Below are 24,219 nucleotides of genomic sequence, written 5' to 3' on the forward strand. Positions count from 1 at the left end.
GTACCAACTCCGGTCACCCTATTGCCTTCCGGGGTATGCGGAGAATAAGAGCGTTATAAGCGTCCGATCACGGCGCCTTCCCCCTATGGGTACGCTGGACGAGCCATGGAAAAACCCGCGAGTAAACCCATCCTGATCGTCTGCGGCGTGCTCGTCCTCGCCGTGGCCGCCTTCCTGTTGTTCGGCCGCGACGGCACTCCCGGCGACACCTCGCCCGAGGCCGGATTCGCCCGCGACATGGCCACGCATCACGCGCAGGCCGTCGACATGGCGTTCGTCATCAGGGACAAGGGCCCGGCCAGGGAGATCAGCAGCCTGGCCTTCGACATCATCAACACCCAGTCCAACCAGCGCGGCATGTTCATGGGCTGGTTGCAGCAGTGGGGGCTGAGCCAGGCCACCGACCAGAAGCCGATGGCCTGGATGAGCGGCCACGGTCATGGCGGCACCGCCACCGCCACGCCAGGCGTCATGCCCGGCATGGCCACTGCGCAGCAGCTGGCCCAGCTCAAGCAGGCGCAGGGCACGCAGGCCGAGGTGCTCTTCCTGCAGCTGATGATCCGCCACCACGAGGGCGGCGTGCAGATGGCCGAGGGGCTGCTCAAGCTCTCCACCCGTCCCGAGGTGGTCAGCATGGCGCAGAAGATCGTCCAGGGGCAGAGCGGGGAGATCAAGTTCATGACGGAGCTGCTCAAGCTGCGCGGCGCGCAGCCGTACCCGTCGATACTCAAGCCCCAATAGAGGGACGATGGACGCGGACGCGATCGTGGTGGGGTCCGGGCCCAACGGGCTCGTCGCCGCCGTCACGCTCGCTCGCGCCGGGCGCAGGGTGCTGCTGCTGGAGGCGGCCGACCGGTTCGGCGGCGGGCTGCGCTCCGCGGAGCTGACGTTGCCCGGGCGGGTGCACGACGTGTGCGCGACCGTGATGGCGATGGCGCTGGCGTCACCCGCGCTCCGGTCTCTGGAGCTCAAGGGCGTGGAGTTCGCGCATCCCCCGGTGGCCGTGGCCCATCCCCTCGACGACCGCCCCGCCGTGCTCGTGCACCGCGACGCCCGGCGTACCGCCGAGGGGCTCGGGCGGGACGCGCGGGCCTGGCTGGCGACCGTCGGCGCCGCGGCCCGGGCGGGGTTCCCGCTGGTGGAGCTGCTGCTCAAGCCGCTGGGGCCGTGGGCGGTCGGGCCGCGGACGCTCATGGAGGCGGCCAGGTTCGGGCCGGCGGCGGCGCTGCCCGCCACGACGTTCGCCCGGCGCGCGTTCAGGACCGTGGAGGGGCGGGCGCTGATCGCGGGCATGGCCGCGCACTCGGTACGCGACCTGCGCGCGCCGATCACGGCCGGGTACGGGCTGATGCTGGCGACCCTGGCCCACCTGGTGGGCTGGCCGCTGGTGCGGGGCGGGTCGCAGGTGCTGGCCGACGCGCTGGTGGCCGAGCTCAGGTCGCTGGGCGGGGAGGCGGTCACCGGCCACCGCGTGCGCCGCCTCGCCGAGCTGTCCGCGCCGACGGTGGTGCTGGACGTCTCGCCCCGGCAGCTCCTCACGATGGCGGACCTTCCGTCGGGCTACCGCAGGCGGCTGTCGCGCTTCAGGTACGGCCCCGGCGTCTTCAAGATGGACTGGGCCCTGGACGGGCCGGTGCCGTGGCGGGATCCCGCGGTGGCGGACGCGGGCACGGTGCACCTCGGCGGGACGCTGGAGGAGATCGCGCTGAGCGAGGCGGAGATGGCCGCGGGCCGGCACTCGCCCAGGCCGTACGTGCTGGCGGCCCAGCCGTACGCGGCGGATCCGACGCGGGGCGGGCACACGCTGTGGGCCTACTGCCATGTGCCCAACGGCTCGACCGTGGACATGACGGACGCCATCGAGACCCAGATCGAACGGTACGCGCCGGGCTTCCGCGACCGGGTGCTGGCCCGGCACGCGATGGGCCCCGCCGAGCTGGAGGCCGCCAATCCCAACCTCGTCGGCGGCGACATCACCGGGGGCCTGACCAGCCTCGTCCAGTTCCTCCGCCGCCCCGTCTGGTCACCTGCCCCTTGGCGCACCCCGCTGCCAGGAGTGTTCCTCTGCTCGGCCTCCACTCCCCCTGGCCCCTCGGTGCACGGGATGGGCGGCTGGCAGGCGGCCCGCCTCGCCCTCCGCGCCTCGTCCCCCAAGCGCTGACGCTCAGGGGCGGGTGGAGCGCATCTCCTCGGCGAGGGCCGCGGCGAACGCGTCCACGTCCGCCTCCGTCGTGTCGAACGCGCACATCCACCGCACCTCCCCCGTGGCCTCGTTCCATGTGTAGAAACGGAACCGCTTCGCCAGCCGCTCGGTCACATCCCGGGGCAGCACGGCGAAGACGGCGTTCGCCTGCACCGGCCGGGACAGCGAGACCCCGGGGATGCCGCTCACCGCGTCGGCCAGCCGCCGCCCCATGGCGTTGGCCCGCCGCGCGTTGCGCAGCCACAGGTCCCCCGACAGCAGCGCCTCGAACTGCGCCGACACGAACCGCATCTTCGACGACAGCTGCATGAACGTCTTGCGGATGTAGTCGACCCCGTTGGCCGCCGAGGGGTTGAGGACGACGACCGCCTCGCCGTACAGCAGCCCGATCTTGGTGCCGCCGAACGAGAGCACGTCCACCCCCACATCCGTGGTGAGGGCACGGAGCGGCACGTCCAGGGCGGCGGCGGCGTTGGTGAGGCGGGAGCCGTCGAGGTGGACGAGGAGCCCCAGGTCGTGGGCGTGCGAGCAGATCGCGGCGAGCTCGTCGGCGGTGTAGAGGGTGCCCAGCTCGGTGGTGTTGGAGACGGACACCACGCGCGGCTGCGCCCGGTGCACGTCGCCGAAGCCCCACGCCTGCCGGTCGATCAGCTCCGGAGTGAGCTTGCCGTCGGGCGTCGGCACGGTGAGCAGCTTGATGCCGCCCGCCACCTCGGGCGCGCCGCCCTCGTCGGTGTTGATGTGGGCGCTCTCCGCACAGATGACCGCCTCCCAGTGGGAGGTCATCGAGCGGAGCGACACGACGTTCGCGGCCGTGCCGTTGAAGACCGGCCAGGCCTCCGCCTGCTCGCCGAAGTGCTTCTTGAAGACGTCTCGCATCGCCTCGGTGTAGACGTCCTCGCCGTAGGCGATCTGATGGCCGCCGTTGGCGGCGGCGATCGCCTGGAGGATCTCGGGGTGCACCCCGGCGTAGTTGTCGCTGGCGAACGCCTTGAGCCGGGGGTCATGCCGGGCAGTCACGCAGTCAGGTCCAATCGGGTGCCGTTGATCTCGGCGGCGGGGCGGTCGTAGAGGCCGCCGATCGCCGCCGCGAGGTCGTGTACGTCGGTGAAGCCGGGGAACTTCCCCTCCGGCTTGGCGGCCCGCATGGCGTCGTTCACCAGGGCCTTGACGACCAGGATGACCGCCGCGCTGCCGGTGCCGGACAGGGCGTCGGCCAGCGAGAGCGTCCACGCCTCCGCCGCCGCCTTGGCCGCCGCGTAGACGGCGCCGCCGGCGGAGGGCCGCTCGGCCGCCTTGGCCGAGACGATCACGAAGCGGCCGTTGTCGCTCTGCCGCAGCAGCGGCTCGAAGGCCAGCGACACGTGCTGGAGCGTGCGGATCAGCAGGTCGTGCAGGGCGTCCCAGTCGTCGAGGCTGGTCTCGGCGAACGAGCCGGACCCGCGCCACCCGCCGACGAGGTGGACCACCCCGTCCACGCGGTCGTGATCGCGCTCGATCCAGTCCGCCAGGCCCTGTACGGCGGTGCGGTCGAGCAGGTCGACGTCGTCCTTGTCGACCCCGATCACGGTGTCACCGTTTTTCCGGAAATATTCGCAAACGGCCTCACCGGTCGGCCCACCGGCGCCGGTAACCAGAATGATCATGCGCGCAGTCCCTTAGTCGATTCGACCACATCCGTCAGCTTACGGCGCAGCGCCTCGTAGAACATGCTCAGCGGGAACTCGTCCGGCAGCACCGCGTCCACCTTGGCCTTCTGCTCCTCCGGCAGCGCCTCGACCCCCTTGGCCCAGGTCGAGCCGGGGTGCGGCGCCACGTACGAGCTCACCAGCTCGTACGCCGCCAGCCAGTGCGCCAGCTTGGACCGGTCGATGCTGTCGCGGTACAGCTTCTCGACCTCACCGCGCAGATCGGCGACGCCGTCCGCGACCCGCTCCCAGTCGATCGTGAGCCGGTTGTCCGTCCACCGCACGATGTCGTTGCGGTGCAGGTAGGCGAAGAGCAGCTGCCCGCCGAGCCCGTCGTAGTTCCGCACCCGCTCCCCGGTGATCGGGAACCGGAACAGCCGGTCGAACAGGATCGCCTTCTGCACGTACCGCGCGTGCGGCACTCCGCGCTCCTCCAGCTTGACCGCCTCGCCGAACGCGGTCAGGTCGCAGCGCAGCTCCTCCAGCGAGTACAGCCAGTACGGCATCCGCTGCTTGATCATGAACGGGTCGAACGGCAGGTCGCCGTGGCTGTGGGTGCGGTCGTGGACCAGGTCCCACAGCACGAACGTGTCCTGCGCGAGCCGCTGCGAGGCCAGCAGCCTGGCGGCGTCCGGCGGCAGGTCCAGCTTGAGCGTGTCGGCGGCCGCCTGCGACACCCGCCGGAACCTGGCGGCCTCGCGGTCGGCGAAGATCCCGCCCCAGGTGAAGCGGGCCGGGGCCTGCCGCACCGCGACCGTCTCGGGGAACAGCACGGCGGAGTGGGTGTCGTAGCCCGAGGTGAAGTCCTCGAACGCGATCGGCACGAACAGCGGGTTGTCGTAGCCGCCCGCCTCGAGCTCGGCCAGCCAGTCCGGCCAGATCGTACGGATCCAGACGGCTTCGAGGTTGCGGTTGGGGTTGCCGTTCTGGGTGTACATGGGGAACACCACGACGTGCTCCAGGCCGTCCTCGCGCTGGGTGTCGGGGTGGAAGAGGTCGAGCGAGTCGAGGAAGTCGGGCACGCCGAGGTCCTGCGCGGCCCACTTCGCCAGGTCGTCCTGGACGGCCCGGAGGTACGCGGCGTCATGGGGGAAATATGGCGATATTTCGCCCACCGCCGCCCCGATCTCGGCCACCAGCGCCTTGGCCCGCTCCTTCTCCTCCGGCACGGAGCCGTCCTTGACCTGGAGCGGCCGCAGCCCCTCGACGGCCGCCTTGAGCCGGGCGAACAGGGCCGCCTTGGCCTCGTCGCGGCCATCCGAGGCGCCGCCGGCGTCCGGGACGCGGGCGGCCCAGGTGACCACGTTGCCCCAGAGGCGGCGGTGGTCGTAGTCCTCGATGGAGTCGTCACCGAACAGGTCGGAGTCGGCGAACGCGACCACGCGCCCCAGCCCGTACCGGACGGCGACGGCCAGCGGCGCGCCCGCCGGGTCGGCGGCCGACGAGGAGGCGAACAGCACCTCCGCGTCGCCCGTGACGGTGAGGACGCCGGTGCGGTAGAAGCAGGCCGAGCGGACCCCGGCGAGCAGACCTGAGGTGGTGGCGGGCTCGGCGAGCACCCAGGTGGCCACGCCCCGGTGCGCGTGCTTCGGGTCGCGCACGGTCGCGTGCTCCACGCCCACCCCGAAGCGGGCGAGCAGCTCACGCAGGTTGTTGCCGTACTTGTCCTGCTCCTCCTCGGCCAGCACCACCAGGCCGCCACCCCGGGCCACGAAGGACTGGATCGCGTCCAGCTCGGCGGCGGTGAAGACGGGGCTGCCCTGGCCGGTGGTGCGCTCCCAGCGCTCCCCCGACGGGTGCGCGATCACCAGGACGTCCTGCTCCGCCAGGACCTCGGACGTCAGCTCGCCCGACGTGCGGGCGGCGACCACGTGCCCCAGGTGCCGGAGCAGCCCGGCCGCGCGCGCGTAGCTGTTGTCGTCGGGATGGGCGGGGTTGATGGCCTCCGCCACCTCACGGCGAACGGTCCACGACTCGCTGTGGGCCTCGTCGAACAGCACCCGAGGGAACGCTTGCATGAAAATCTCCTGTATCTACCGCCTTACGCAGAAAAATATACACATAGACCGTGAGTGCCCCGCAATCCCTCACTCACTCAGGTGGTGCCCGGCCGGACGACCCCCGTCTCGTACGCGAAGACCACGGCCTGCGCCCGGTCACGCAGGGAGAGCTTCATCAGCACCCGCGCCACGTGCGTCTTGACCGTGGCCTCGCCCACGTACAGCTCCCTGGCGATCTCCGCGTTGGTGAGGCCGCGGGCCAGCAGCCGCAGCACCTCCAGCTCGCGCGGCGTCAGCTCGGCCAGCCGGGGCGAGGGCGTCGGCTCGGCCCGGCCCGCGAACGTGGCGATCACCCGGCTCGTCACCGCCGGGTCGAGCAGCGCGTCACCGGCGTGCACGACCTTGATCGCCTCCAGGAGCTGCTCCGGCGGCGACACCTTCAGCAGGAACCCGCTGGTGCCCGCGCGCAGGGCGTTGTAGAGGTTCTCGTCGGTGTCGAACGTGGTCAGCGTGATGACCTTGGGCGGCGACGGGGTGTCCAGCAGCTCTCTGGCCGCCGCCAGGCCGTCGAGCCTCGGCATCGAGATGTCCATGAGGACGATGTCCGGGCGCGTGCGCCGGGCCACCTCGACGGCCTCGCGGCCGTCGGAGGCCTCACCGACCACTTCCATGCCGGGGTCGCTGTCGACGACCATGCGCAGCCCGGCCCTGACCATCGCCTGATCGTCGGCGATGACAATACGAATGACCACACGCGGAGGGTAGACGCCGGACGCCCGCCTTGGACACCCGTGCCAAGCCGCACGCAAGTGAGTCACAAGTCAGGACACGTGGACGCTCTGCCTGATGCGGGCCTGGGTGGCGTCGTCGCAGGTGGTCTTGGCGCAGAAGTACATCACGAGCATGGTCTTGGGCTGCCGGTCGATCACGTAGCTCACGAAGCCCAGCCTGGTGCCGCTGCCGGGGTCGTGCAGGGCGCCGTCGAAGCGGGTGGCGGGGCTGGTGCCCGCCTGGTCCTGCACGGGCTTGCCGACGTCGACCTGGCCGGGCAGCAGGGCCTCCATCTTGGCCTTCATCTGGTCGGAGGTGCCGTTGGCGTCGAGGGTGTCGGAGACCTGGACGTACACGCCCGAGGCGCTGTCGGGGTCGTCCTCGACGATCTGGGAGACCGCCGTCCAGTCGGCGCCGGGGCCGGCCACGAACAGCGACTCGAACTCCTGGGCGTGCGGCGAGGCCACCGCGAACAGGTCCTGGTGGGTGCGTACGGTCCAGTCGCCCGGATACTCGAACGTGAGCGGCGCGGCGGCGCTGGTCTTGTAACGGGACCAGGTGTCGCTGCGGTGGTTCATGATGATCATGACGACCAGCGCGAGCGCCGCGACGGCGGCGACCAGCGTGGTGGCCACGATCGGAATGCGGCCGGGGCGCCTCTTCGCCACGTTCGGCTGTGTGGGAGGCGCGAGCCTGGACGCCGCCCCCAGCGCCACGTGCGGCCCGGACGTCGGCGCCGCCAGCGGCGACGGGCCGGTGGGAGGGCCGGTGCGGGGGCCGGTGCCCGGTCCCGTGGACGGTCCCGATCCGAGCACGGGATAGGGCCCGGAGGGCAGGCCCTGGCGTGGCACGAAGTGGGCGCCCCCGAGCGCGTCGGGCTGGCCGCCGCTGATCGCGTCACGCAGCGCGGTCACGAACTCGGTGCAGGTGGCGTAGCGCTGTTCGGGCGACTTGGCCAGCGCCCGCATCATCACGGCGTCGATCTGCGCCGGCAGCTCGGGCCGCAGTTGCGACAGCGGCGTCGGCTGCTCGGCCAGGTGGGCCCAGAGCAGCGCGATGTCGTTCTCGCGCTGGAACGGCAGGCGTCCCGACAGCGCCTCGTAGACCACGCAGGCCAGTGCGTACTGGTCGCAGCGGCCGTCGATGTGCTCCTTGTTGATCTGCTCGGGGGCCATGTAGCGGGGCGTGCCGATGAACTGGTCGGTCTGGGTGAGCCCGGAGATCGACGAACGGTGCTTGGTGATGCCGAAGTCGGTGAGGTAGACGTGGTCGCCGGCCAGCAGGATGTTGGCCGGCTTGACGTCGCGGTGGATCAGGTCGTGCGCGTGCGCGGCGTCGAGCGCGGCGGCGACCTGGGCGAAGATCTGGTACGCCTGGCCGATCGGCAGCGCGCCGCGGTCGTAGATGAGGCGGCGCAGGTCGAGGCCGTCGACGTAGCGCATGGCGATGTAGAGCACGCCGTCGGCGTCGGCGTTGGCCTCGTAGATGGGGATGATGTTGGGGTGCTCGATGCTGGCGACCGTCCTGGACTCCAGGATGAACCGCTGCCTGAACCGGTCGTCGACGCTGAGCACCGGGTTGAGGATCTTCAGCGCCACCCGGCGGCTCAACCTGGGGTCGAGCGCGAGGTAGACGACGGCCATGCCGCCTTTGCCGACGATGTCCTCGATGTAGTACCCGGCCACCTCCTGGCCGATGAGCGATCTCTCATTCAATGGCATCACGTCTCGATGGGGTGGCCGCAGTAACCGCAGAAGCGGTGCGCGGGCCCGAGTCGCATACCGCACGACGTGCAGTACTTGATCGCCGAATCCGGCGCGGTCATCACCTGCTGTTGCTGCGGGACCACTTGGAACGACTGCGAACGCCGTACGACCACGGTCTGATCGGCGCGGTCGTCGATCGGCGGGCCGGCCGCCAGCGGCTCTGGCAGGCCTTCCGGTCTTTCAGGAGTGCGGCGGCGCCACAGCAGATACGCTCCGCCCCCGGCGGCCATGAAAAGTATCCCGGCCGCCAGGATGAACGGCCACAGCGGCGTGGACCTGGCGGGCGTGGCCGCCGCCTGCTGCGTGCCCTTGTCCTCGGGCCCGCCCCGCTTGGCCAGCGTGGTCTTCAGCAGCTGGGCGGCCACCGCGTTGCCCGGATAGAGCTCCAGCACGCGCTGGAAGCCGGGCGCGGCCTCCGTGTAGTACTTGGTGTGGTAGCGGGTCAGGGCCGCCTCGAACGCGGTGTCGATCGCGCCCCTGCGCGGCTCCACCTTGGCCGCGGCCAGGATGCCGGTGACCTCCCTGATGCCGATCATCCTGCCCTCTTTGCCGCCGCCCACCAGAAGGCCGATGACGTGGCCGTCCTTGTCGCCGATCACCGGCGCGCCGATCAGGCCCTTGTCGGCGAGGGCGCCGAGCTTGACCGGCTCGTCCACCTTCTTCTCCGGATCGGCGAACGACCTGCCCTTCTCCCCTGCCACGCCGCCCTTGCCCAGGTGGGCGATCTCGACCGTGGCCTGGACGTTCGGGCCCGGCCTGCCGACGAAGCCCGCCACGTTCGTGGGCGCGCCCTCCTGCTCGGGCACCTTGTCGGCGAGCGGCGCGGTGGGCATGCCGACGCCTCCGGCCGCGGGGGTGACGGGCACCAGCACGGCGGGGCTGTCAGGCGTCGGGCCGGCCTTGATGCACTTGACCTTGAAGCCGTTCTGGCTGGGCGGCGACACGTTGGGGAAGGCCGTGATCTCGGTGGTCACGTTGACGATGCAGGTCGCCGTGTCGGTCTTCGGCGGGTAGCACTCCTGCAGGTGGTGGTTGAGCAGGTCGTCGGAGAGCTTGTGCTTGTTGTAGTCGGCGGGGATCTTCACCTTGTGATGCTCGGCGAAGACCTTGTTCGCCGCGTAGACGGCGGCGTCGTTGGGATTCACCGCCAGGCGTCTGAGCGTGGCGATCGTGCCGTCGGGGCTGATGACGGTCCCCGTGCCCGCGCCGAACGGGATGTCGTAGGACCGCTCCACATGTCTCAGCTCGCCGATGTGGTCGAGCAGGGTGATCTCCACGTGGGACACGGCTTCGAGCCGCACCACGGCGGGGGTCACCAGGTCGGTGATCCCGCTGGGGTGCTCGTGAGCCGCGACCGGCATCGCGATCAGCACCAGTGCCGCCGCGACACCACCGGCAAGAGCTGTGAGGCGCGCCATCTCCGCTCCAAACGCAGGCCCTGAATCCAGGGTCCCAATCAGGTGCCGTAAGTCAATAGATCCGCACATAGACAAGCGCTTGTTTGGTGACATAACGTACCCGGATGGGCTACACGATCGGCGTCGATGTCGGTGGCACCTTCACCGATGTGGTCCTCCGTGACACGTACGGCGCGGTTTCCGTGGCCAAATGTTTGAGCACCCACTACGACCCCATCGCGGGCATCGTGACCGGCGTTACGCGCGCGCTCGGCGACCGCGACCCCGCGCAGGTCACGCGCGTGGTGCACGCCACGACGCTGGCCACCAACGCGGTGCTCGAACGCAAGGGGGTCCGCGTCGCCTTTGTCACGACCCAGGGCTTTCGTGCCGCCATCCCGCTCGGCCGCTACGCCCGGGTCGAGGAGGACCGCTACGACCTGCGCTTCTCGCCCCCTCCTCCGCCGGTGGCGGCGGGCGACTGCTTCGAGGTGGTGGAGCGCGTCTCGGCGCGCGGCGCCGTCCTGACGCCGCTGGATCCCGGCTCGGTACGTCGCGTCGCCGCCGAGATCGCCGAGCGCGGGATCACGTCGGCAGCGGTCTGCCTGCTGCACTCGTACGCCAACCCATCCCATGAGCGGCAGGTCGCCGCGATCCTCCGCGAATCGCTCCCGAACGTGGTGACGTCATCGGAGATCTGGCCGGAGATCCGCGAGTACGAACGCGCCACCACCACCATCATGTCCGCATATATAGGCCCATTGATGGCTTCTTACCTTTCGCGGCTCCGGGAGCGGCTGGCCGCGATCGGGATCCGCGCGCCCGTCCACGTCATGGAGTCGAGCGGCGGCGTGATCTCCGCCGAGCTCGCGGCCCGGCGGGCGGTGGCCACGATCGAGTCGGGGCCGGCCGCGGGGGTGCTGGCGGCGGCGGGCACCGGGTTCGCGAACGTGATCTCGTTCGACATGGGCGGCACCACCGCCAAGACCTGCGTGGTGCGCGGCGGGCGTCCGGAGATCACGCACGAGTTCCACGTGGGCGGCAAGGGCAGCTTCGGGGGGCGGCGCGCGGGCACCGGCGTACCGATCAAGACCCCGGCCATCGACCTGGCGGAGGTGGGGGCAGGCGGGGGCAGCGTGGCCTGGCTCGACCCGGCGGGCGCGCTGCGCGTGGGCCCGCACTCCGCGGGCTCGTCGCCCGGGCCCGCCTGCTACGGCCTGGGCGGCTCGGAGCCGACCGTCACGGACGCGAACCTGGTCCTCGGCTACCTCTCCTCGGCCTCACTCCCCCTCTCCCCCGACCTCGCCCGCAAAGCCCTCGACCGGCTCGCGTCGCCTCTGGGCGTGTCCCGGGAGGAGGCCGCGTACGCCGTCCACGAGATCGTGAGCGCCTCGATGGCGTCGGCGGTGCACGTGGTGACGGTGCAGCGCGGCATCGACCCGCGCGGCTTCGCCCTGGTGGCCTTCGGCGGCGCGGGGCCCATGCACGCGGCCCGGGTGGCCGAGCGCTTCGGGATCGGGACGGTGGTGGTGCCCCCGTACTGCGGCGTGGCCTCGGCCGCGGGCCTCCTGTCGGGCGCCCTGTCCACGGACCGCGTCCTGTCCCGCCTGGACGCCCAGGACCCCGCTGCCGTCTTCGCCTCCCTCGCCGACGAGGCCGCCGCCGACGTCGGCGTCTCGCCGTCGGATCCCGGGGTGCTGGTGTCGCGGTCGGTGGACGTGCGCTTCACGGGCCAGTCCCACGACCTGACCGTGGAGTGGACATCCGAGCGCCCGGTGCTGGCGTCCCGCTTCTTCGAGCGGTACGAGGAGGTGTACGGCATCGCGCAACGAGGCGAGATCGAGCTGGTCAGCTACCGCGTCCGCGTCACCGTCCCCACCACCGCCACCGCAGACCCCCCAGGCACCGCTGCGGCGACGATCGGGCGCACGACACCCGGCACCCGGCAGGCGTACTTCCCGGAGAGCGGCGGCTACACCGAGGTCCCGGTCCACACCAGGGACACCATCGACGGCAGCCCACTCCACGGCCCCGCGATCATCGAGGACACCGAGTCCACGATCGTCGTCCCGCCCGGCTGGATCGCCGCCCTGGCCGGGACCCGCGCCGTACACCTCACCAGGAGCACGACATGCCGGACTCCCTGACCGCCGAGGTGCTCAGGAACGCGCTGGTCGTGGCGGCCGAGGAGGCCAGCATCGTGGTGGTCCGCTCGGCGTACTCGACGTTCATCGTCGAGGGCTCCGACGCCTCGGCCGCCGTCCTCGACGCCCGGGGCCGCCTGATCGCGCACTCCATGGCCACCACGCTCATGAACAGCATGGCGCTCAAGGTGGCGCTCCCCGAGCTGCTCAAGGACATCCCCCCGGACACGATGCGCCCCGGCGACGTGTACGTGCTCAACGACGCCTACCGCGGCGGCGTGCACACCAACGACCTGCTCGTCTACCGCCCGGTCTTCATCCATGACACTCCGGCGTACTTCACCGCCACCATGATCCACGTCTCCGACCTCGGCGGGCTCTCGGCGGGCGGCATGGCCCCGCTGGCCACGGACATCTTCCTGGAGGGCCTCCAACTGCCCCCGGTGCGCCTGGCCACCGGGGAGGGCCTCGACCGGGCCGTCGAGGCCGTGCTCAGGGCCAACAGCCGCACCCCCGACAAGGTCATGGGCGACGTACGGGCGCTGGTGGCCGGGACGGCGGTGGCCGCCGCCCGCCTGGAGAGCCTGCTCGTCGAGTACGGCGAGGACGGCCTGAGCGTGGGCGTCGACGAGTACCTGGACTACACGGAGGCCAGGACCCGGGCGGCGCTGGCCGAGCTGCCGGAGGGGCTCTTCGAGGCGGCGTACCCGATCGACGACGACGGCATAAATCCAGAAAAATCCCACTACATCCGCGTCGCTGTCACCCTCGGCGACGACCGGGCCGTGCTGGACTTCGCGGGCACGGACCCGCAGGTCCCGGCGGCGATCAACGCCTCGGCCTCGCAGTCACTCGCCGCCGCCGTCTTCGCCGTCCGCTGCTTCCTGGACCCCACCATCCCCATGAACGACGGCTGCCTGCGCGCCATCGAGGTGCGCCTCCCCGAGGGCTCCCTGCTCAACGCCCGCTCCCCCTGCCCGTGCGGCGGCCGGTACGTCCCGATCTACGCCGCCATGGAGGCCGTCTTCCAGGCCATGTCCGACGCCGTCCCCGACCGGGCCATCGCCGCCAGCGGCATCCTGCAGCCGTTCTCGATCGCGGCGGTGGGTGCGCCGTACTGGATCCACCTCTCGTACGACTTCGGCGGCGTCGGCGCCCGCCCCGGCCTGGACGGCCCGGACGCGACGGGCGTGCACTTCGGCATCGGCCGCAACTCGGTGCCGCAGGCGGAGCCGGTGGAGAGCCGCTGCCCGCTCATCGTCGAGTCCATCGAGACCATCCCGGACTCCGGCGGCCCCGGCCGCTTCCGCGGCGGCCTCGGCTCCCGCACGGTCTACCGCTTCCTGGCCGACTGCCACGTCACGACCCGCGGCGACCGCCTCCGCCTCGCGCCCCCTGGCCGGGACGGCGGGTTGCCGGGGCGGCTCGGGGGGTTCTTCAAGCGCCATCTGGACGGGACGGTGGAGCGGCTGGCGTCCAAGGTGAACAATGTGCGGTTCGCGGCCGGGGAGGCGTTCATCGTGGAGACGACGGGCGGCGGGGGGCTCGGCCCGCCGGGTGAGCGGTCACGGGAGGCGGTGGCGGCCGACCTCGAGGCGGGTCGCGTCACGCCTCGAGGAGCGGTCGAGGATTACGAATTCGAGAGCCGGCGGCCGAACAACTCTGCGGGATCGAAGCTGACACGGTAAGGCGTCGACAGCGTGACCGTGGTCCCTGCCTTGTAGACGCTGGGGTCCCGGTAGGAGTCACCCTCGAGTTCGTGAACGTAGAGTGCCGGCCCTGGTTCGGGTTCGACGCGCCAGTAGAGGGGAATGCCCGCTGCCGCGTATGCCGCTGCTTTGGCGCCTCTGTCATGCATCTTGGTGCTCGGGCTGACCACCTCAACAGCCAGAAGCAGATCGCTGGGCGCGAACATGAGCCCTACCGACTCAGACGCCGCCTCGGGCACCACGACGAGGTCGGGGATGTAGAAATCCTTGTCGCCCGGACAGACGTTGACGGTTGGCAATGCCTCCAGCCCAGGTGGCGCCGCTTTGGTGAGGATATGTGCTAGCCGGTAGATGGCACGCTGGTGCAAGGGTGTGGGGGCAGGGCTCACTACTAGGCTCCCGTTGAAGAGCTCGTAACGATTCCCGTCGTCCGGGAGCTTGAGCAGGTCGTCGACTGTGTAGGGAGGCGCAGGAAGGACAATCTTGCGCCTCGCGGTCGGTTCGATCGTCGCCATTGCGGTCACCCACTCAGTATCGGGAGTCTCGCCCTCGCCCACATGCTACTTGCCCAAATTCCATCACTTAAAGTCACGGGGTCGCCACGCCTCGGCGCCCCTGCGTACGGCCGTGTGCGCGGCGCGGGCCAGCCGCGCCCCCCACTCCGAGCGCGGCCCGCCGAACAGCTCCGCGGGACCCTCCACCGGCACCGCCACGCACACCGCGTCCGACGCCGTCCCCGTGCACGGGAACCCCGCCTCGATCAGCGCCTGCGACTTCGCCTCCGTGACCGTCATCACCGCGTTGACCAGGGCGGCGTCCGTCATGGCCACCGGCAGCACGGCCACGATGTTGATCGTCCCCACCCGGATGGGCGCCAGCTCCGGATCCGCGGCCCCTTCCGGGGCGGCGGCCCAGGTGGGGACGCGGAGGCCGACGGTCGCGTACGCCTCCACGCCGCCGTCGGAAGCCTGGACGTAGCGGTCGACGGAGGCGGCGGTCAGCATGCCGACCCCGTCACCACCGCCGGGGCCTAACGACACCAGGTGATCCACCGGGTCCATCCGCGAATAGCCCGCCACCACCTGCGCGTTCAGCACCCACTCACGGACCCCGATGCCGCCGCCGAGGAGGGCGGAGGAGATCATCCGCCACCCCGGCCCGAACTCCCAGAGCAGCGCCCCCAGCCGCGCCCCGTCCTCCACCCGATACGTGAGCTTCACGGCCCTCCCCTGACCAGGTGCACGACAGGTCGCCCGTCCGGCCCTGGCTCGATCTTGACATGGGCGTCGAAGTGCCGTCCCACCAACGACTCGGTGAGCACCTGGGCGGGCTTGCCGGAGGCGGCCGCGCGCCCGCCGGCCAGCAGGAGCAGGGCGTCGGCGTAGAGTCCTGCGACGGTCAGGTCGTGCAGGGTGGTGACGACGGTCAGGCCGTCGGCCCGGCGCAGCCGGTCCACCAGCTCCAGCACCTGCTGCTGGTGACCGAGGTCCAGCGCCGTCGTGGGCTCGTCGAGCAGCAGCACGGGCGCCTGCTGGGCGAGCGCCCTGGCCAGCACCACGCGCTGGCGCTCGCCGCCGGACAGCTCCCCGACGCGGCGCATGGCGAGCGCGGCCAGGTCGAGCCGGTCGAGCACCGACGCGGTGACCTCCCGGTCGTGCGCGCTCTCCCGGCCCAGATACGGGATGTACGGGGTACGCCCGAGCAGCGCGTAGTCGAAGACCGTCATGTCGGGCGGCAGGGCGGGGGCCTGCGGGGCGTAGGCGAGCAGGCGGGCCCGTTCGCGGGGCTTGAGCCGGGCCGACGGCCGGGAGTCCAGCGTGACCTCGCCCCGGTGCGCGACCAGCCCCATGACGGCCTTGAGCAGGGTGGACTTGCCCGCCCCGTTGGGCCCGATGACGGCCAGCCACTCGCCGGCACGCACCTCCAGGGAGACGTCGGACACGACCTCGCGGTCGCCGAGCCGTACGGACAGCCCCTGAGTCCTGATCACGTGGCCGCCCGCCTGGTCATGCGCAGGACGCCGACGAAGAACGGCGCCCCCACGAACATGGTCACCACCCCGATCGGCAGCTCGGCGGGCGCGATCACGGTGCGCGCGATGAGGTCGGCCAGCACCAGGAACGCCCCGCCGCCGATCAGCGAGAGCGGCAGCACGATCCGGTACGACCCGCCCGCCAGCCGCCGCACGATGTGCGGGATGACGATGCCCACGAACCCGATCAGCCCGCTCACCGCCACGGCCGCCGCGGTGGCGAGGGAGGCGGCCAGCAGCACGGTGAAGCGCACCCTGCCGGCCCGCACGCCGAGGCTCGTGGCCTCCTCGTCGCCGACGGACAGCACGTCGAGCATCCGCCCGTGCAGCAGGAGCAGCACCGCCGAGACGGCGGCGTACGGCAGGACCAGCCAGAACTGGTCCCACCCGCCGCCGACGTCGCCGAGTATCCAGGAGTAGATGCGCTGCAGCTCCTCGACCTTGAACTGCTGGATGAACGTCTGGATCGCGGTCAGGAACGACGTGACCGCCACCCCGGCCAGCACCAGCGTCGCGGTGCCGCCCGCGCGCCCGGCGGTGTTGCCGAGCGTGTACGCGAGGAACACGCCGCCCACGGCCCCGAGGAAGGCCACGAGGGGGATGCTCGCGGCCGACCCCGGCAGCAGCACGATCGCCGCGGTCGCCGCCAGTCCCGCCCCGGCCGCGGCGCCCAGCAGGTACGGGTCGGCGAGCGGGTTCCTGAACACGCCCTGATACCCCGCTCCCGCCATGGCCAGCAGCCCCCCGACCACGGCGGCCACGAGCACCCGGGGCAGCCGCAGCTCGAACAGCAGCCCCTGCTCGACCGGCGCGAGCCCCGAGTCCACGTGTACGAACGGCAGCCAGTCCAGGGCCTGGAGCACCACCTGCCAGGGCGAGATGTCGGCGGCCCCGGCGATCAGCCCGGCGATCATGCAGACGGCCAGCACGCCCAGGGCGCCCGCCACCCAGAGGGGTCTGGCCCTGGACGGGCCGGCCTGCCGTGTCATGGTCAGCTCTTGGCCCCGGCCTTGGCCACCGCGGCGCCGATGGACTCGGCGAGCTGGACGACGCGCGGCCCCCAGCGGGAGGCGAGGTCGTCGTCGAGCTGGACGACCTGGTCGTTCTTGATGGCGGACAGCCCCTTCCAGCCGGGCCGCTTGGCCAGGGTGTCCTTGCTCTGCCCGCAGCACTTGACGTCGCCCAGGAAGATCAGGTCGGGGTCGGCCTGGGCCACGAACTCGGCCGACAGCTTGGGATAGCCGCCCGCCTGGTCGGGGGCCTTGTCGGCGATGTTCGTGAGGCCGAACATGGCGTAGACCTGCCCGATGAACGTCTGGGACGTCGCCGCGTACGGCGTCTGGTCGAGCTCGTGGTAGTAGGTGAGCTTCTTGTCCTTGGGCGCGTCGGCGGCCAGCTTGTCCAGGGCCGTCTTCATGCCGGAGACGACCTCGTCCGCCTTGGCCTTGTTGCCGCTGGCCGCGCCGATCTCGGCGATCTCCTCGTACGCCTCGTCCAGCTTGACGGCGGCGGGCTCGAGCAGGACGGGCACGTTCAGCTTGCCCAGTTCGGCGACGATGTGGTCGATGTCGTTGGAGACGATGACCAGGTCGGGCTTCTTGGCGACGATGGCCTCGACGTTCGGCTTGAAGCCGGACAGGTCGGTCTTGGGGGCCTGCGCCGGGTAGTTCGACTGGTCGTCGACCGCGACGACCTGAGGGCCGGCGCCGATGGCGAAGAGCGTCTCGGTGTGGGTGGCCGAGAGGGAGACGATCCGTTCGGGCTTCTTGGCGAGGGTGACCTTGCCGTTGCCCGCCTCGATCGTGACGGGGAATCCAGCAGCAGATGAAGCGGCGGTGGTGGGGGCGCCAGTGGGGGCGGCTGTGGGAGTGGGGGTGGTCTGGCCGCATCCGGCCAGGACCAGCGTTCCCAGCAGCGCGCCCGCGAAGGCCGTGCGTACGGGCCTCACGAGTAGTCCTTTCACACTGTTCGGAACCGAGAGACCCGCGTTGAGCGACGGATCACCCTTTTCCACGAGGGTTGATGACGTCGGCGCAGAGGCAGGCGACCTGGCTATGACAGTTGCGGGACAGCGCCGGATTCGCACCGGACTTCGCTGCAGCACTGCGCGTCGGACAAACGCTATCAATGCTCCAGATGCGCGCGACGTCAAGGGGCGAGTTGGGCCTCCGCCTCGGTGATGATCGCCTGGAGTCTCAGCCCGTGGGCGGCGTCGAGGGGGTGGCCGGCGCCGTTCCGCACGGTCGCGGCGAACTCCGCCACGAGGGTGACCATGGGGTCGTCGTCGAAGGGCTGGAGCACGGCGCTGCCGGCGCGGCCGTACACGGCGAACGTGGACGGCGGCGGGTCCCCGGCGGCGGCCATGCACAGCGACGCCTCGCTGACCGCGCCGCCCTCGTGCTCGAGCAGCAGCCCGGTCCAGCCGAGCGGGTCGCCGTGCGCGCGCACCCCGGTCACCCGGCCCAGGGCGGCGTCGAGCAGGTCGATCACGTGCGGCCCGACGTCGAGCAGCGCGCCCTTGTCGAGCCGCCACGGGGTGGCGTAGGGGTGGTCGCCGAGAAGGACGCCGGAGATGTTCGCGGCGTGGCCGCCGAACGCCTGGATCTCGCGGCACCGGGCCAGGAACGCGCGGGTCTGGGCGGCGTACCGCATGGTGAGGACCATCTGGGAGGCCACGCCCGCCTCCGCGACGGCCTCGGCGAGGCGCCGGGCGCCGTCCAGCGTGTCCGCGAGCGGCTTCTCCAGCAGCAGCGCCTTGCCCGCGCGGGCGGCGCGGACACCGAGCTCGGCCTGTACGGCGGGCGGCACGCAGAACGCCACGGCCTCGCAGGCGTCGAACAGCTCCTCGATCCGCTCGAACACCGGTGCCCCGAGCCGGGCGGCGGCCTCGGGCCGGCGGGCCCACACCCCCGCCAGCCGCGTGTGCGGCCCTCTGGACAGCATCGGCGCGTGCGCCCGCTCGGCCCACGGCCCCGCTCCGACCAATCCCACCGCCACCGGCTCCATAAGACCTCCCTTTTGTGGTGGATCTTCCCACATTGCGTAAGGCGATCTTTGTAGCATGTACCGCTGTCCGGCCCTTTACCGGGAGTAAAGGGCAACAGTGAGCTTGACCACGGGGAATGATTCAATGCGAAAAGGCATAATCAGTACGCTTCTGGCGGGCTTAGTGCTGGCCGCCTCGACCGGGGGAGTCGCCTGGGCGGAGCCGAGCACCCCCGCACCCATCGGCTGGGCGGCGTGCGGCGACTACGGCGGCGAATGCGCCACGATCAAGGTCCCGGTCGACTACGCGAACCCGTCGGGCGCCACCCTCGACCTGGCGATCGGCCGGCTCAAGGCGCTCAATCCGGCCAAGCGCATCGGCGTGCTGGTCGTGCACCCGGGCGGGCCCGACGCGTCGGGGATCAACCCGTTCATCCTGCACAACGCCATCCCTGCCGAGAGCGCGCTGCGCCAGTACTTCGACCTGGTCAGCGTGGACCCGCGCGGTGTCGCCCGCAGCAACCCGGTGCAGTGCGACGTGGATCTGCTGGATCAGATGCCGGGCACCTATCCGGCCAGCGAGAGCGAGTACCAGGGGTGGCTGGCGTACAACGCCAAGCTCTCGCAGAACTGCCGCGAGCGCACCGGCCCGCTCTACGACCACGTGGACACCACGAACGCCGCCCGTGACGTGGACTCCATCCGCGCCGCGCTGGGCGAGAAGCAGATCAGCTTCTTCGCCCTCTCGTACGGCACCCAGGTCGGCCAGCAGTACGCCGAGCTGTTCCCGCAGAACATCCGGGCCATGGCGATCGACTCGAACATGGACCACAGCATCACCTCCGCCTTCCGCTACCTGCAGACGACCACCGAGGACTTCGAGGGCTCGTTCAAGGCGTTCGTCAAGTGGTGCGGTGAGACCGAGGCCTGTCCGCTCAACGGCGAGAACGTCACGGCGATCTGGGACGGGCTGCACCGCAAGGCGGCCGAAGGCACGCTGAAGGATCCCGCCACCGGCGAGCCGATCACGGCCGAGACGCTGCGCACCTTCCTGTTCGACGGCATGTACGACCCGGCGGGCAGCTGGTTCGACGTGGCCACGACCCTGAAGGACCTCCAGGCCGGCAAGGCCGCCAAGCTCCCCACCGTGGCCAAGCTGAAGGCGGAGACCGCCTCCTACGCCTACCAGGCCATCTGGTGCTCCGACTGGAAGTGGCAGGTCACCGGCTTCAAGCAGCTCGACCAGTACCGCAGGCAGCTCGAGGCGCTCTACCCGCACACCAAGCTCTCGCCGTTCTGGTCGGACGTCGTGCTCTGCCTGGGCCGGCAGGGCAAGGTCAGCAACCCGCAGCACCGGCTCGACATCTCGGGCGCCCCGCCGGTCCTGCTGCCCAAGGCCCGCTACGACGTCGGCACCCCGGCGGCCTGGAACTACGGCACGGCCGCGCAGATCCCCAGGGTCAGGGTCCTGGAGTACGACGGCGTCGGCCACGGCCAGTACCGCAACAGCACCTGCGCCCGCAACCACATCGAGACGTACCTGACGAGCCTGAAGCTGCCGCCGGGCGGCACGCACTGCGCTCCCGAGTACCCGACGCAGCCGCCCGCCTCCGTCCGGGCGGCCGAGGACCGTCCCGTGTCGGTGACCGGCCGACCGCTGCACTGACCCTGCCCGGGTAGATGGGCACGATGGGCGGGCGCCCCGCGCGGTGCCCGCCCATCGGCGTCACTGGGCGGCGCGCCACTGGTGGATGGCGTGCTGCGGGCGGTGGGCGAGCGTGCCGGAGTCGATGGCGACGGTCTGGCCCGTGACGCAGCGGGCCTCGTCGGAGGCCAGGAAGCACACCAGGTTCGCGACGTCGTCGGGGGTGCAGGCCCAGGGCAGGAGACGCTCGGCGGCCTTGTCGATGAGCTGGTCCTGGGTCATGACCCGCTGGGCGGTCTCGGTGAGGACGAGCGCGGGGGCGACGGCGTTGCAGCGGATGCCTCGGGGGCCGTACATCGTCGCCACGTAACGCGTGAAGCCGATCAGGGCCGCCTTCGAGGCCCCGTACGCGGGGTGGATGGTGTCCCCCACCAGGGCGGACACCGACGACATGAGAACGATGGCGCCGCCGTCCGGCATCGCGGGCACCGCGTGCTTGACCGTGAGCATGGCGCCGCGCAGGTTGACCTCCATCGTGCGGTCCCAGACCGCGGACTCGAGCGAGTCCAGGTCACGGTCGCGGCCGTAGACGTCGGCGTCGAGCGCGGCGGCGTTGGCGTGCACGACGTCCACCCGGCCGAACGACGCGACCAGGGCCGCGACGGCCTCCTCCACCTGCTTGTCGTCGGAGACATCGCAGGTCAGCGCCATGGCCGAGCCGCCGTGCGCGCGGATGGCGGCGGCGGTGGCCCGGGCCCTGGCCGCGCGCAGGTCGAGCACGCCGACGCAGGCGCCCTCGGCGGCCAGGCGCTCCGCGCAGGCCGCTCCGATGCCCGAGCCCGCGCCCGTCACCAGCGCGACGCGGCCGTCGAACCGGCCTGGAGGGCGCCCGTTCACCACTCCACCGCCAGGGCCGACAGGCCGCGCCCGACGAGCGACCTGCGGTAGGCGATCGGCTCGCCGGGGACGAGCCTCAGGCGCGGCAGGCGGCGGCCGAGCACCTCGAGGGCGGTACGCAGCTGCAGGCGGCCGAGCGCGGCGCCGACGCAGAAATGGATGCCGTAGCCGAAGACCATGTGCTCGGCGGCGTTCGGCCGGTCGATCAGGAACCGCTCCGGATCGGGGAAGACGCTCTCGTCGTGTGCGGCGGAGTCGGTGGAGAGCAGGACGAGGGATCCCGCCGGGATGGTCACGCCGTGCAGGGAGACGTCGGTCACGGCATGGCGGAACGAGCCGAGCGCGGCGCCGTCGATGCGCATGCACTCCTCGACGGCGTTCGGGACCAGCTCGGGTGGCACCGGCCAGGCGTCCTCCCGCAGCAGGCGCAGGACGGCGTTGCCGAGCTGGTTCGGGACGGTGTCGTTGCCGCCGAGCAGGATGGTGGAGATCAGCTCGACGACCTCGCGATGGGTCAGCTCGGCGCCGATCAGGGAGGTCATCAGGGACGTGAAATCGTCCTGCGGGTCCTTGGCCCTGGCGGCGACCAGCCGATCCACATAATCCAGATATGTCAGGAAACTGTCGGCGAGTTCGAGCTGGCGGTCCGGGGGCTGCGGCGACAGGAAGAGCTGGAACCAGTCCTTTACGTGCGCCTGGACGAACGCCTCGTCGGCCTCCGGCACGCCGATGAAGCGGGCCGTCAGCTTGACCGACGGCTCATGGCCGATCTCGGAGACGAAGTCGGCCCTGAAGTCGGCCCCGGAGTGGGCTCCGGAGTCGGCCCCGGAGTCGGCCCCGGAGTTGATGCCGCCGCGTGCCTCCAGGCGGTCCAGCAGCTCCTCGTTGAGCCGCCGGAACGCCTGCTCCATGGCCGCGACCGCCCGGGGCGTGAACGCCCTCGACACCGACCGGCGCAGGCGGGTGTGGTCGGGCGGGTCCACGTTCGCCACGAAGCTGGACAGGAACGAGCCGTGCTCGCCCAGCTTCTCCTTGGTCTCGCGGGTGAGACTGCGGGAGATCGTGAGCGAGCCCTTGGAGGAGAAGCGCCGCGGGTCGCCGTAGGCCGCCCGTACGTCGGCGTAACGGGTCAGCACGTACGCGCCGAGGTGCTCGCTCCGGAACACCGGCCGGTCCTGGCGCAGCCTGCGCAGGAAGTCGTACGGAGCGGCGACGTGCCAGTCCGAGCCGACGTCGAAGTCCTCGATCATGCGAAGATCCTCCGCGGGTTGTCGACGAGCATCTGATGGAGCTGGTCGTCCGTGACGCCCCTTTTGCGGAGCTCGGGCAGGACGTCGCGGGAAATGTGGAGGAGGTGGTAATGAGGGTGGCGCTGCCGTACGACGTCGGCGTCGAAGCGGTCGTTGAAACAGTACGAGTCATGACTTAACACCATTTTGTCGGCGTGTCCGCGCTCGCACATTTTCGCCACTATTTCCACGCGGTCCTCGAAAGGACTGATCGTCTCTATGCCGAAGCGGTCCATGCCGAGGTAGGAGCCGTTCGCGATGAGCTCTTCCAGATAGGCCACGTCGGTGGAGTCCCCGGCGTGCCCGATGACCACCCGGCCCAGGTCCACGCCCAGCTCGCCCAGCAGCCGCTGCTGCTCGAGGCCGCCTTTGGAGGCGCTGTGGGAGTGCGTGGTGATCGGCGCGCCGGTCTCCAGGTGCGCCTCCGCGACCGCCCTGAACACCCGCTCGCACCCCTTGGTCATCCCCAGGTGGTCGGAGGCGCACTTCAGCATGGCCGCCTTGACGCCGGTCCCGCCGATGCCCTCCACGATGTCCCGTACGAAGAACTCCGGCAGCCGGTCCGGCCCCCCGAACAGCGATCCCGGCCCTCGGTTCGCGAAGTACGGCGGCAGCGCGTCGTAGGTGTAGAGCCCTGTGGCGACCACGATGTTCACGCTGGTCAGCTCGGCCACGCGCCGCACCGCGGGGACGTACCTGCCGAGCCCCACCACGGTCAGGTCCACGATCGTGTCGATGCCCTCGGCCTTCAGCGCGTCGAGCTTGCCGGCCGCCTCGCGCGCCCGCGTCTCGAGGTCCCACGCCTCCGGGATGTCCGGCCAGTTCCACAGGATCTCGGGGCTCAGCCCGAAGACGTGCTCGTGCATGAGCGTCGCCCCCAGATCCGCCACCGGGCCCCTCACGGTCTCAGGCATGGGAACCTCTCGTGCTCGAACGGCCGGTTGACCTCGAGTCCGAGCCCGTCGGTCTGCCGGTACGGCAGTCCGGTGTAGAGGGCGTCGGCGTCGAAGTACGTGACGGTGAACGACAGGCGCGGGGTGTCGCGGCGGTTGGCGGGCGCTCCGTGCACGGTCAGGGCGTGGTGCACGGTCGCGTCCCCCGCCCGCAGGTCGAGCGGCGGCGACAGCTCCAGGTCCTTGAACCACGGGTGCTGGCTGAGCTGGTCGTCCCCCGGCCGGGTGAAGCTCCGCCCGAGCAGCCCGTACCGGTGGGAGCCGTCGTAGAAGCGCAGCGACCCCATGTCGGCGGGCACGTCGGCGAGGGCCAGCCACACGGTCAGCATGGCCGAGCGGTCCATCGGCATCCACGGGAAGTCCTGGTGGAACTCGGTCGCGCCGTGCTCTCCCGCCTCCTTGACCAGGAGGTTGGTGACCTGCACGCGCACGGCCCGCACGCCGCGCAGCAGCCGTACGACGTTGCGCCCCATCGCGGGGCTCAAGGCCAGCGCGCCGAACATCCCGTCGCTCGCCGCGATGTCCCTCGACTGCCCGAACGCCTCGTCGACCAGCGTCTCGTGGCTCCTGGAACGCGCGCGCAGGAATCCCTCGGCCCGCTCGCGCAGCGCCGCCACGGTGTCCGGATCGACCAGCCGCCCGAGCCGTACCCAGCCGTGTTCGTCGAAGAACGCCGCCTCGTCGTCCGTCACCTGGCGCACGGGGATCTCCATGGGGCCCAGTCTGGCACCTAAGCAAGC

21 protein-coding genes are annotated in these 24,219 nt (G+C 71.1%); 5 read left to right on the forward strand and 16 right to left on the reverse strand.

Features of this window, described 5'->3' with window-relative positions:
- The first annotated feature begins 105 nt into the window (after window positions 1-105).
- Entirely contained in the window at window positions 106-741 is a 636-nt protein-coding gene (locus AB0J64_RS42680) for a DUF305 domain-containing protein (protein WP_364041069.1), read from the forward strand.
- Between the two features lie 7 nt (window positions 742-748).
- Window positions 749-2,161, forward strand: coding sequence for an NAD(P)/FAD-dependent oxidoreductase (locus tag AB0J64_RS42685; protein ID WP_364041072.1), 1,413 nt, complete (start codon window positions 749-751; stop codon window positions 2,159-2,161).
- A gap of 3 nt (window positions 2,162-2,164) precedes the next feature.
- Here the strand turns inward: AB0J64_RS42685 and AB0J64_RS42690 are convergent, their stop codons facing one another.
- The 6 genes from AB0J64_RS42690 to AB0J64_RS42715 form a co-directional block, all read right to left on the reverse strand.
- Window positions 2,165-3,223: a low specificity L-threonine aldolase gene (locus AB0J64_RS42690; protein WP_364041075.1), complete on the reverse strand. Its 1,059-nt coding sequence runs from the start codon at window positions 3,221-3,223 to the stop codon at window positions 2,165-2,167.
- Entirely contained in the window at window positions 3,220-3,849 is a 630-nt protein-coding gene (locus AB0J64_RS42695; protein WP_364041078.1) for an SDR family NAD(P)-dependent oxidoreductase, read from the reverse strand. The genes AB0J64_RS42690 and AB0J64_RS42695 overlap by 4 nt, the downstream gene beginning before the upstream one ends.
- Window positions 3,846-5,909 (reverse strand): DUF6421 family protein, encoded by a 2,064-nt coding sequence (locus AB0J64_RS42700; RefSeq protein ID WP_364041081.1) that lies wholly within the window; start codon window positions 5,907-5,909, stop codon window positions 3,846-3,848. Before AB0J64_RS42700 ends, AB0J64_RS42695 begins: the two co-directional genes overlap by 4 nt.
- Window positions 5,910-5,986: 77 nt before the next feature.
- Window positions 5,987-6,643 (reverse strand): response regulator transcription factor, encoded by a 657-nt coding sequence (locus AB0J64_RS42705; RefSeq protein ID WP_364041083.1) that lies wholly within the window; start codon window positions 6,641-6,643, stop codon window positions 5,987-5,989.
- Window positions 6,644-6,712: 69 nt separating this feature from the next.
- Window positions 6,713-8,383, reverse strand: a complete 1,671-nt coding sequence (locus tag AB0J64_RS42710) for a serine/threonine-protein kinase (RefSeq protein WP_364041085.1) — start codon at window positions 8,381-8,383, stop codon at window positions 6,713-6,715.
- Window positions 8,383-9,846 carry a hypothetical protein gene (locus tag AB0J64_RS42715; RefSeq protein WP_364041087.1) on the reverse strand — a complete coding sequence of 488 codons (1,464 nt, stop codon included), beginning with the start codon at window positions 9,844-9,846 and terminating at the stop codon, window positions 8,383-8,385. Before AB0J64_RS42715 ends, AB0J64_RS42710 begins: the two co-directional genes overlap by 1 nt.
- A gap of 104 nt (window positions 9,847-9,950) precedes the next feature.
- Here AB0J64_RS42715 and AB0J64_RS42720 point away from each other — a divergent pair, with 104 nt between their 5' ends.
- Both AB0J64_RS42720 and AB0J64_RS42725 read left to right on the forward strand, forming a co-directional pair.
- Window positions 9,951-11,972, forward strand: coding sequence for a hydantoinase/oxoprolinase family protein (locus AB0J64_RS42720; protein ID WP_364041089.1), 2,022 nt, complete (start codon window positions 9,951-9,953; stop codon window positions 11,970-11,972).
- Window positions 11,957-13,657 (forward strand): hydantoinase B/oxoprolinase family protein, encoded by a 1,701-nt coding sequence (locus tag AB0J64_RS42725; protein ID WP_364041091.1) that lies wholly within the window; start codon window positions 11,957-11,959, stop codon window positions 13,655-13,657. Before AB0J64_RS42720 ends, AB0J64_RS42725 begins: the two co-directional genes overlap by 16 nt.
- On the opposite strand, the gene AB0J64_RS42730 is transcribed toward AB0J64_RS42725, so the two are convergent.
- From AB0J64_RS42730 to AB0J64_RS42755, 6 genes are all read right to left on the reverse strand, one after another.
- The gene (locus tag AB0J64_RS42730) at window positions 13,600-14,193 is read right to left on the reverse strand and encodes a Uma2 family endonuclease (RefSeq protein WP_364041093.1); all 594 of its coding nucleotides are present in this window, start codon (window positions 14,191-14,193) and stop codon (window positions 13,600-13,602) included. The two genes, AB0J64_RS42725 and AB0J64_RS42730, sit on opposite strands and share 58 nt — an antisense overlap.
- 63 nt (window positions 14,194-14,256) lie before the next feature.
- A complete protein-coding gene (locus AB0J64_RS42735) occupies window positions 14,257-14,898 on the reverse strand; it encodes an adenosylcobinamide amidohydrolase (RefSeq protein WP_364041095.1) in 642 nt (213 codons plus the stop codon).
- Entirely contained in the window at window positions 14,895-15,668 is a 774-nt protein-coding gene (locus tag AB0J64_RS42740; RefSeq protein ID WP_364041097.1) for an ABC transporter ATP-binding protein, read from the reverse strand. Before AB0J64_RS42740 ends, AB0J64_RS42735 begins: the two co-directional genes overlap by 4 nt.
- Entirely contained in the window at window positions 15,665-16,699 is a 1,035-nt protein-coding gene (locus AB0J64_RS42745) for an iron ABC transporter permease (protein WP_364041099.1), read from the reverse strand. Before AB0J64_RS42745 ends, AB0J64_RS42740 begins: the two co-directional genes overlap by 4 nt.
- Before the next feature lie 2 nt (window positions 16,700-16,701).
- Window positions 16,702-17,658 carry an ABC transporter substrate-binding protein gene (locus AB0J64_RS42750; RefSeq protein WP_364041101.1) on the reverse strand — a complete coding sequence of 319 codons (957 nt, stop codon included), beginning with the start codon at window positions 17,656-17,658 and terminating at the stop codon, window positions 16,702-16,704.
- 200 nt (window positions 17,659-17,858) lie between these two features.
- On the reverse strand, window positions 17,859-18,716 hold the full coding sequence (locus AB0J64_RS42755; RefSeq protein ID WP_364041103.1) for a Gfo/Idh/MocA family oxidoreductase: 858 nt from the start codon (window positions 18,714-18,716) through the stop codon (window positions 17,859-17,861).
- Between the two features lie 124 nt (window positions 18,717-18,840).
- Here AB0J64_RS42755 and AB0J64_RS42760 point away from each other — a divergent pair, with 124 nt between their 5' ends.
- The gene (locus AB0J64_RS42760; RefSeq protein ID WP_364041105.1) at window positions 18,841-20,361 is read left to right on the forward strand and encodes an alpha/beta fold hydrolase; all 1,521 of its coding nucleotides are present in this window, start codon (window positions 18,841-18,843) and stop codon (window positions 20,359-20,361) included.
- Between the two features lie 60 nt (window positions 20,362-20,421).
- On the opposite strand, the gene AB0J64_RS42765 is transcribed toward AB0J64_RS42760, so the two are convergent.
- The 4 genes from AB0J64_RS42765 to AB0J64_RS42780 are packed head-to-tail and all read right to left on the reverse strand — an operon-like array spanning window position 20,422 to window position 24,192.
- Window positions 20,422-21,237 (reverse strand): SDR family oxidoreductase, encoded by an 816-nt coding sequence (locus tag AB0J64_RS42765; RefSeq protein WP_364041107.1) that lies wholly within the window; start codon window positions 21,235-21,237, stop codon window positions 20,422-20,424.
- Entirely contained in the window at window positions 21,234-22,487 is a 1,254-nt protein-coding gene (locus AB0J64_RS42770; RefSeq protein ID WP_364041109.1) for a cytochrome P450, read from the reverse strand. The genes AB0J64_RS42765 and AB0J64_RS42770 overlap by 4 nt, the downstream gene beginning before the upstream one ends.
- A complete protein-coding gene (locus AB0J64_RS42775; RefSeq protein ID WP_364041111.1) occupies window positions 22,484-23,440 on the reverse strand; it encodes a phosphotriesterase-related protein in 957 nt (318 codons plus the stop codon). Before AB0J64_RS42775 ends, AB0J64_RS42770 begins: the two co-directional genes overlap by 4 nt.
- Complete coding sequence (locus AB0J64_RS42780) at window positions 23,425-24,192, reverse strand: phytanoyl-CoA dioxygenase family protein (RefSeq protein ID WP_364041113.1); 768 nt, start codon at window positions 24,190-24,192, stop codon at window positions 23,425-23,427. Before AB0J64_RS42780 ends, AB0J64_RS42775 begins: the two co-directional genes overlap by 16 nt.
- Between the last annotated feature and the right edge of the window lie 27 nt (window positions 24,193-24,219).

Origin of the sequence: Nonomuraea sp. NPDC049695, assembly GCF_040674955.1 — a bacterium.
GTDB classification, from domain to species: domain Bacteria; phylum Actinomycetota; class Actinomycetes; order Streptosporangiales; family Streptosporangiaceae; genus Nonomuraea; species Nonomuraea helvata.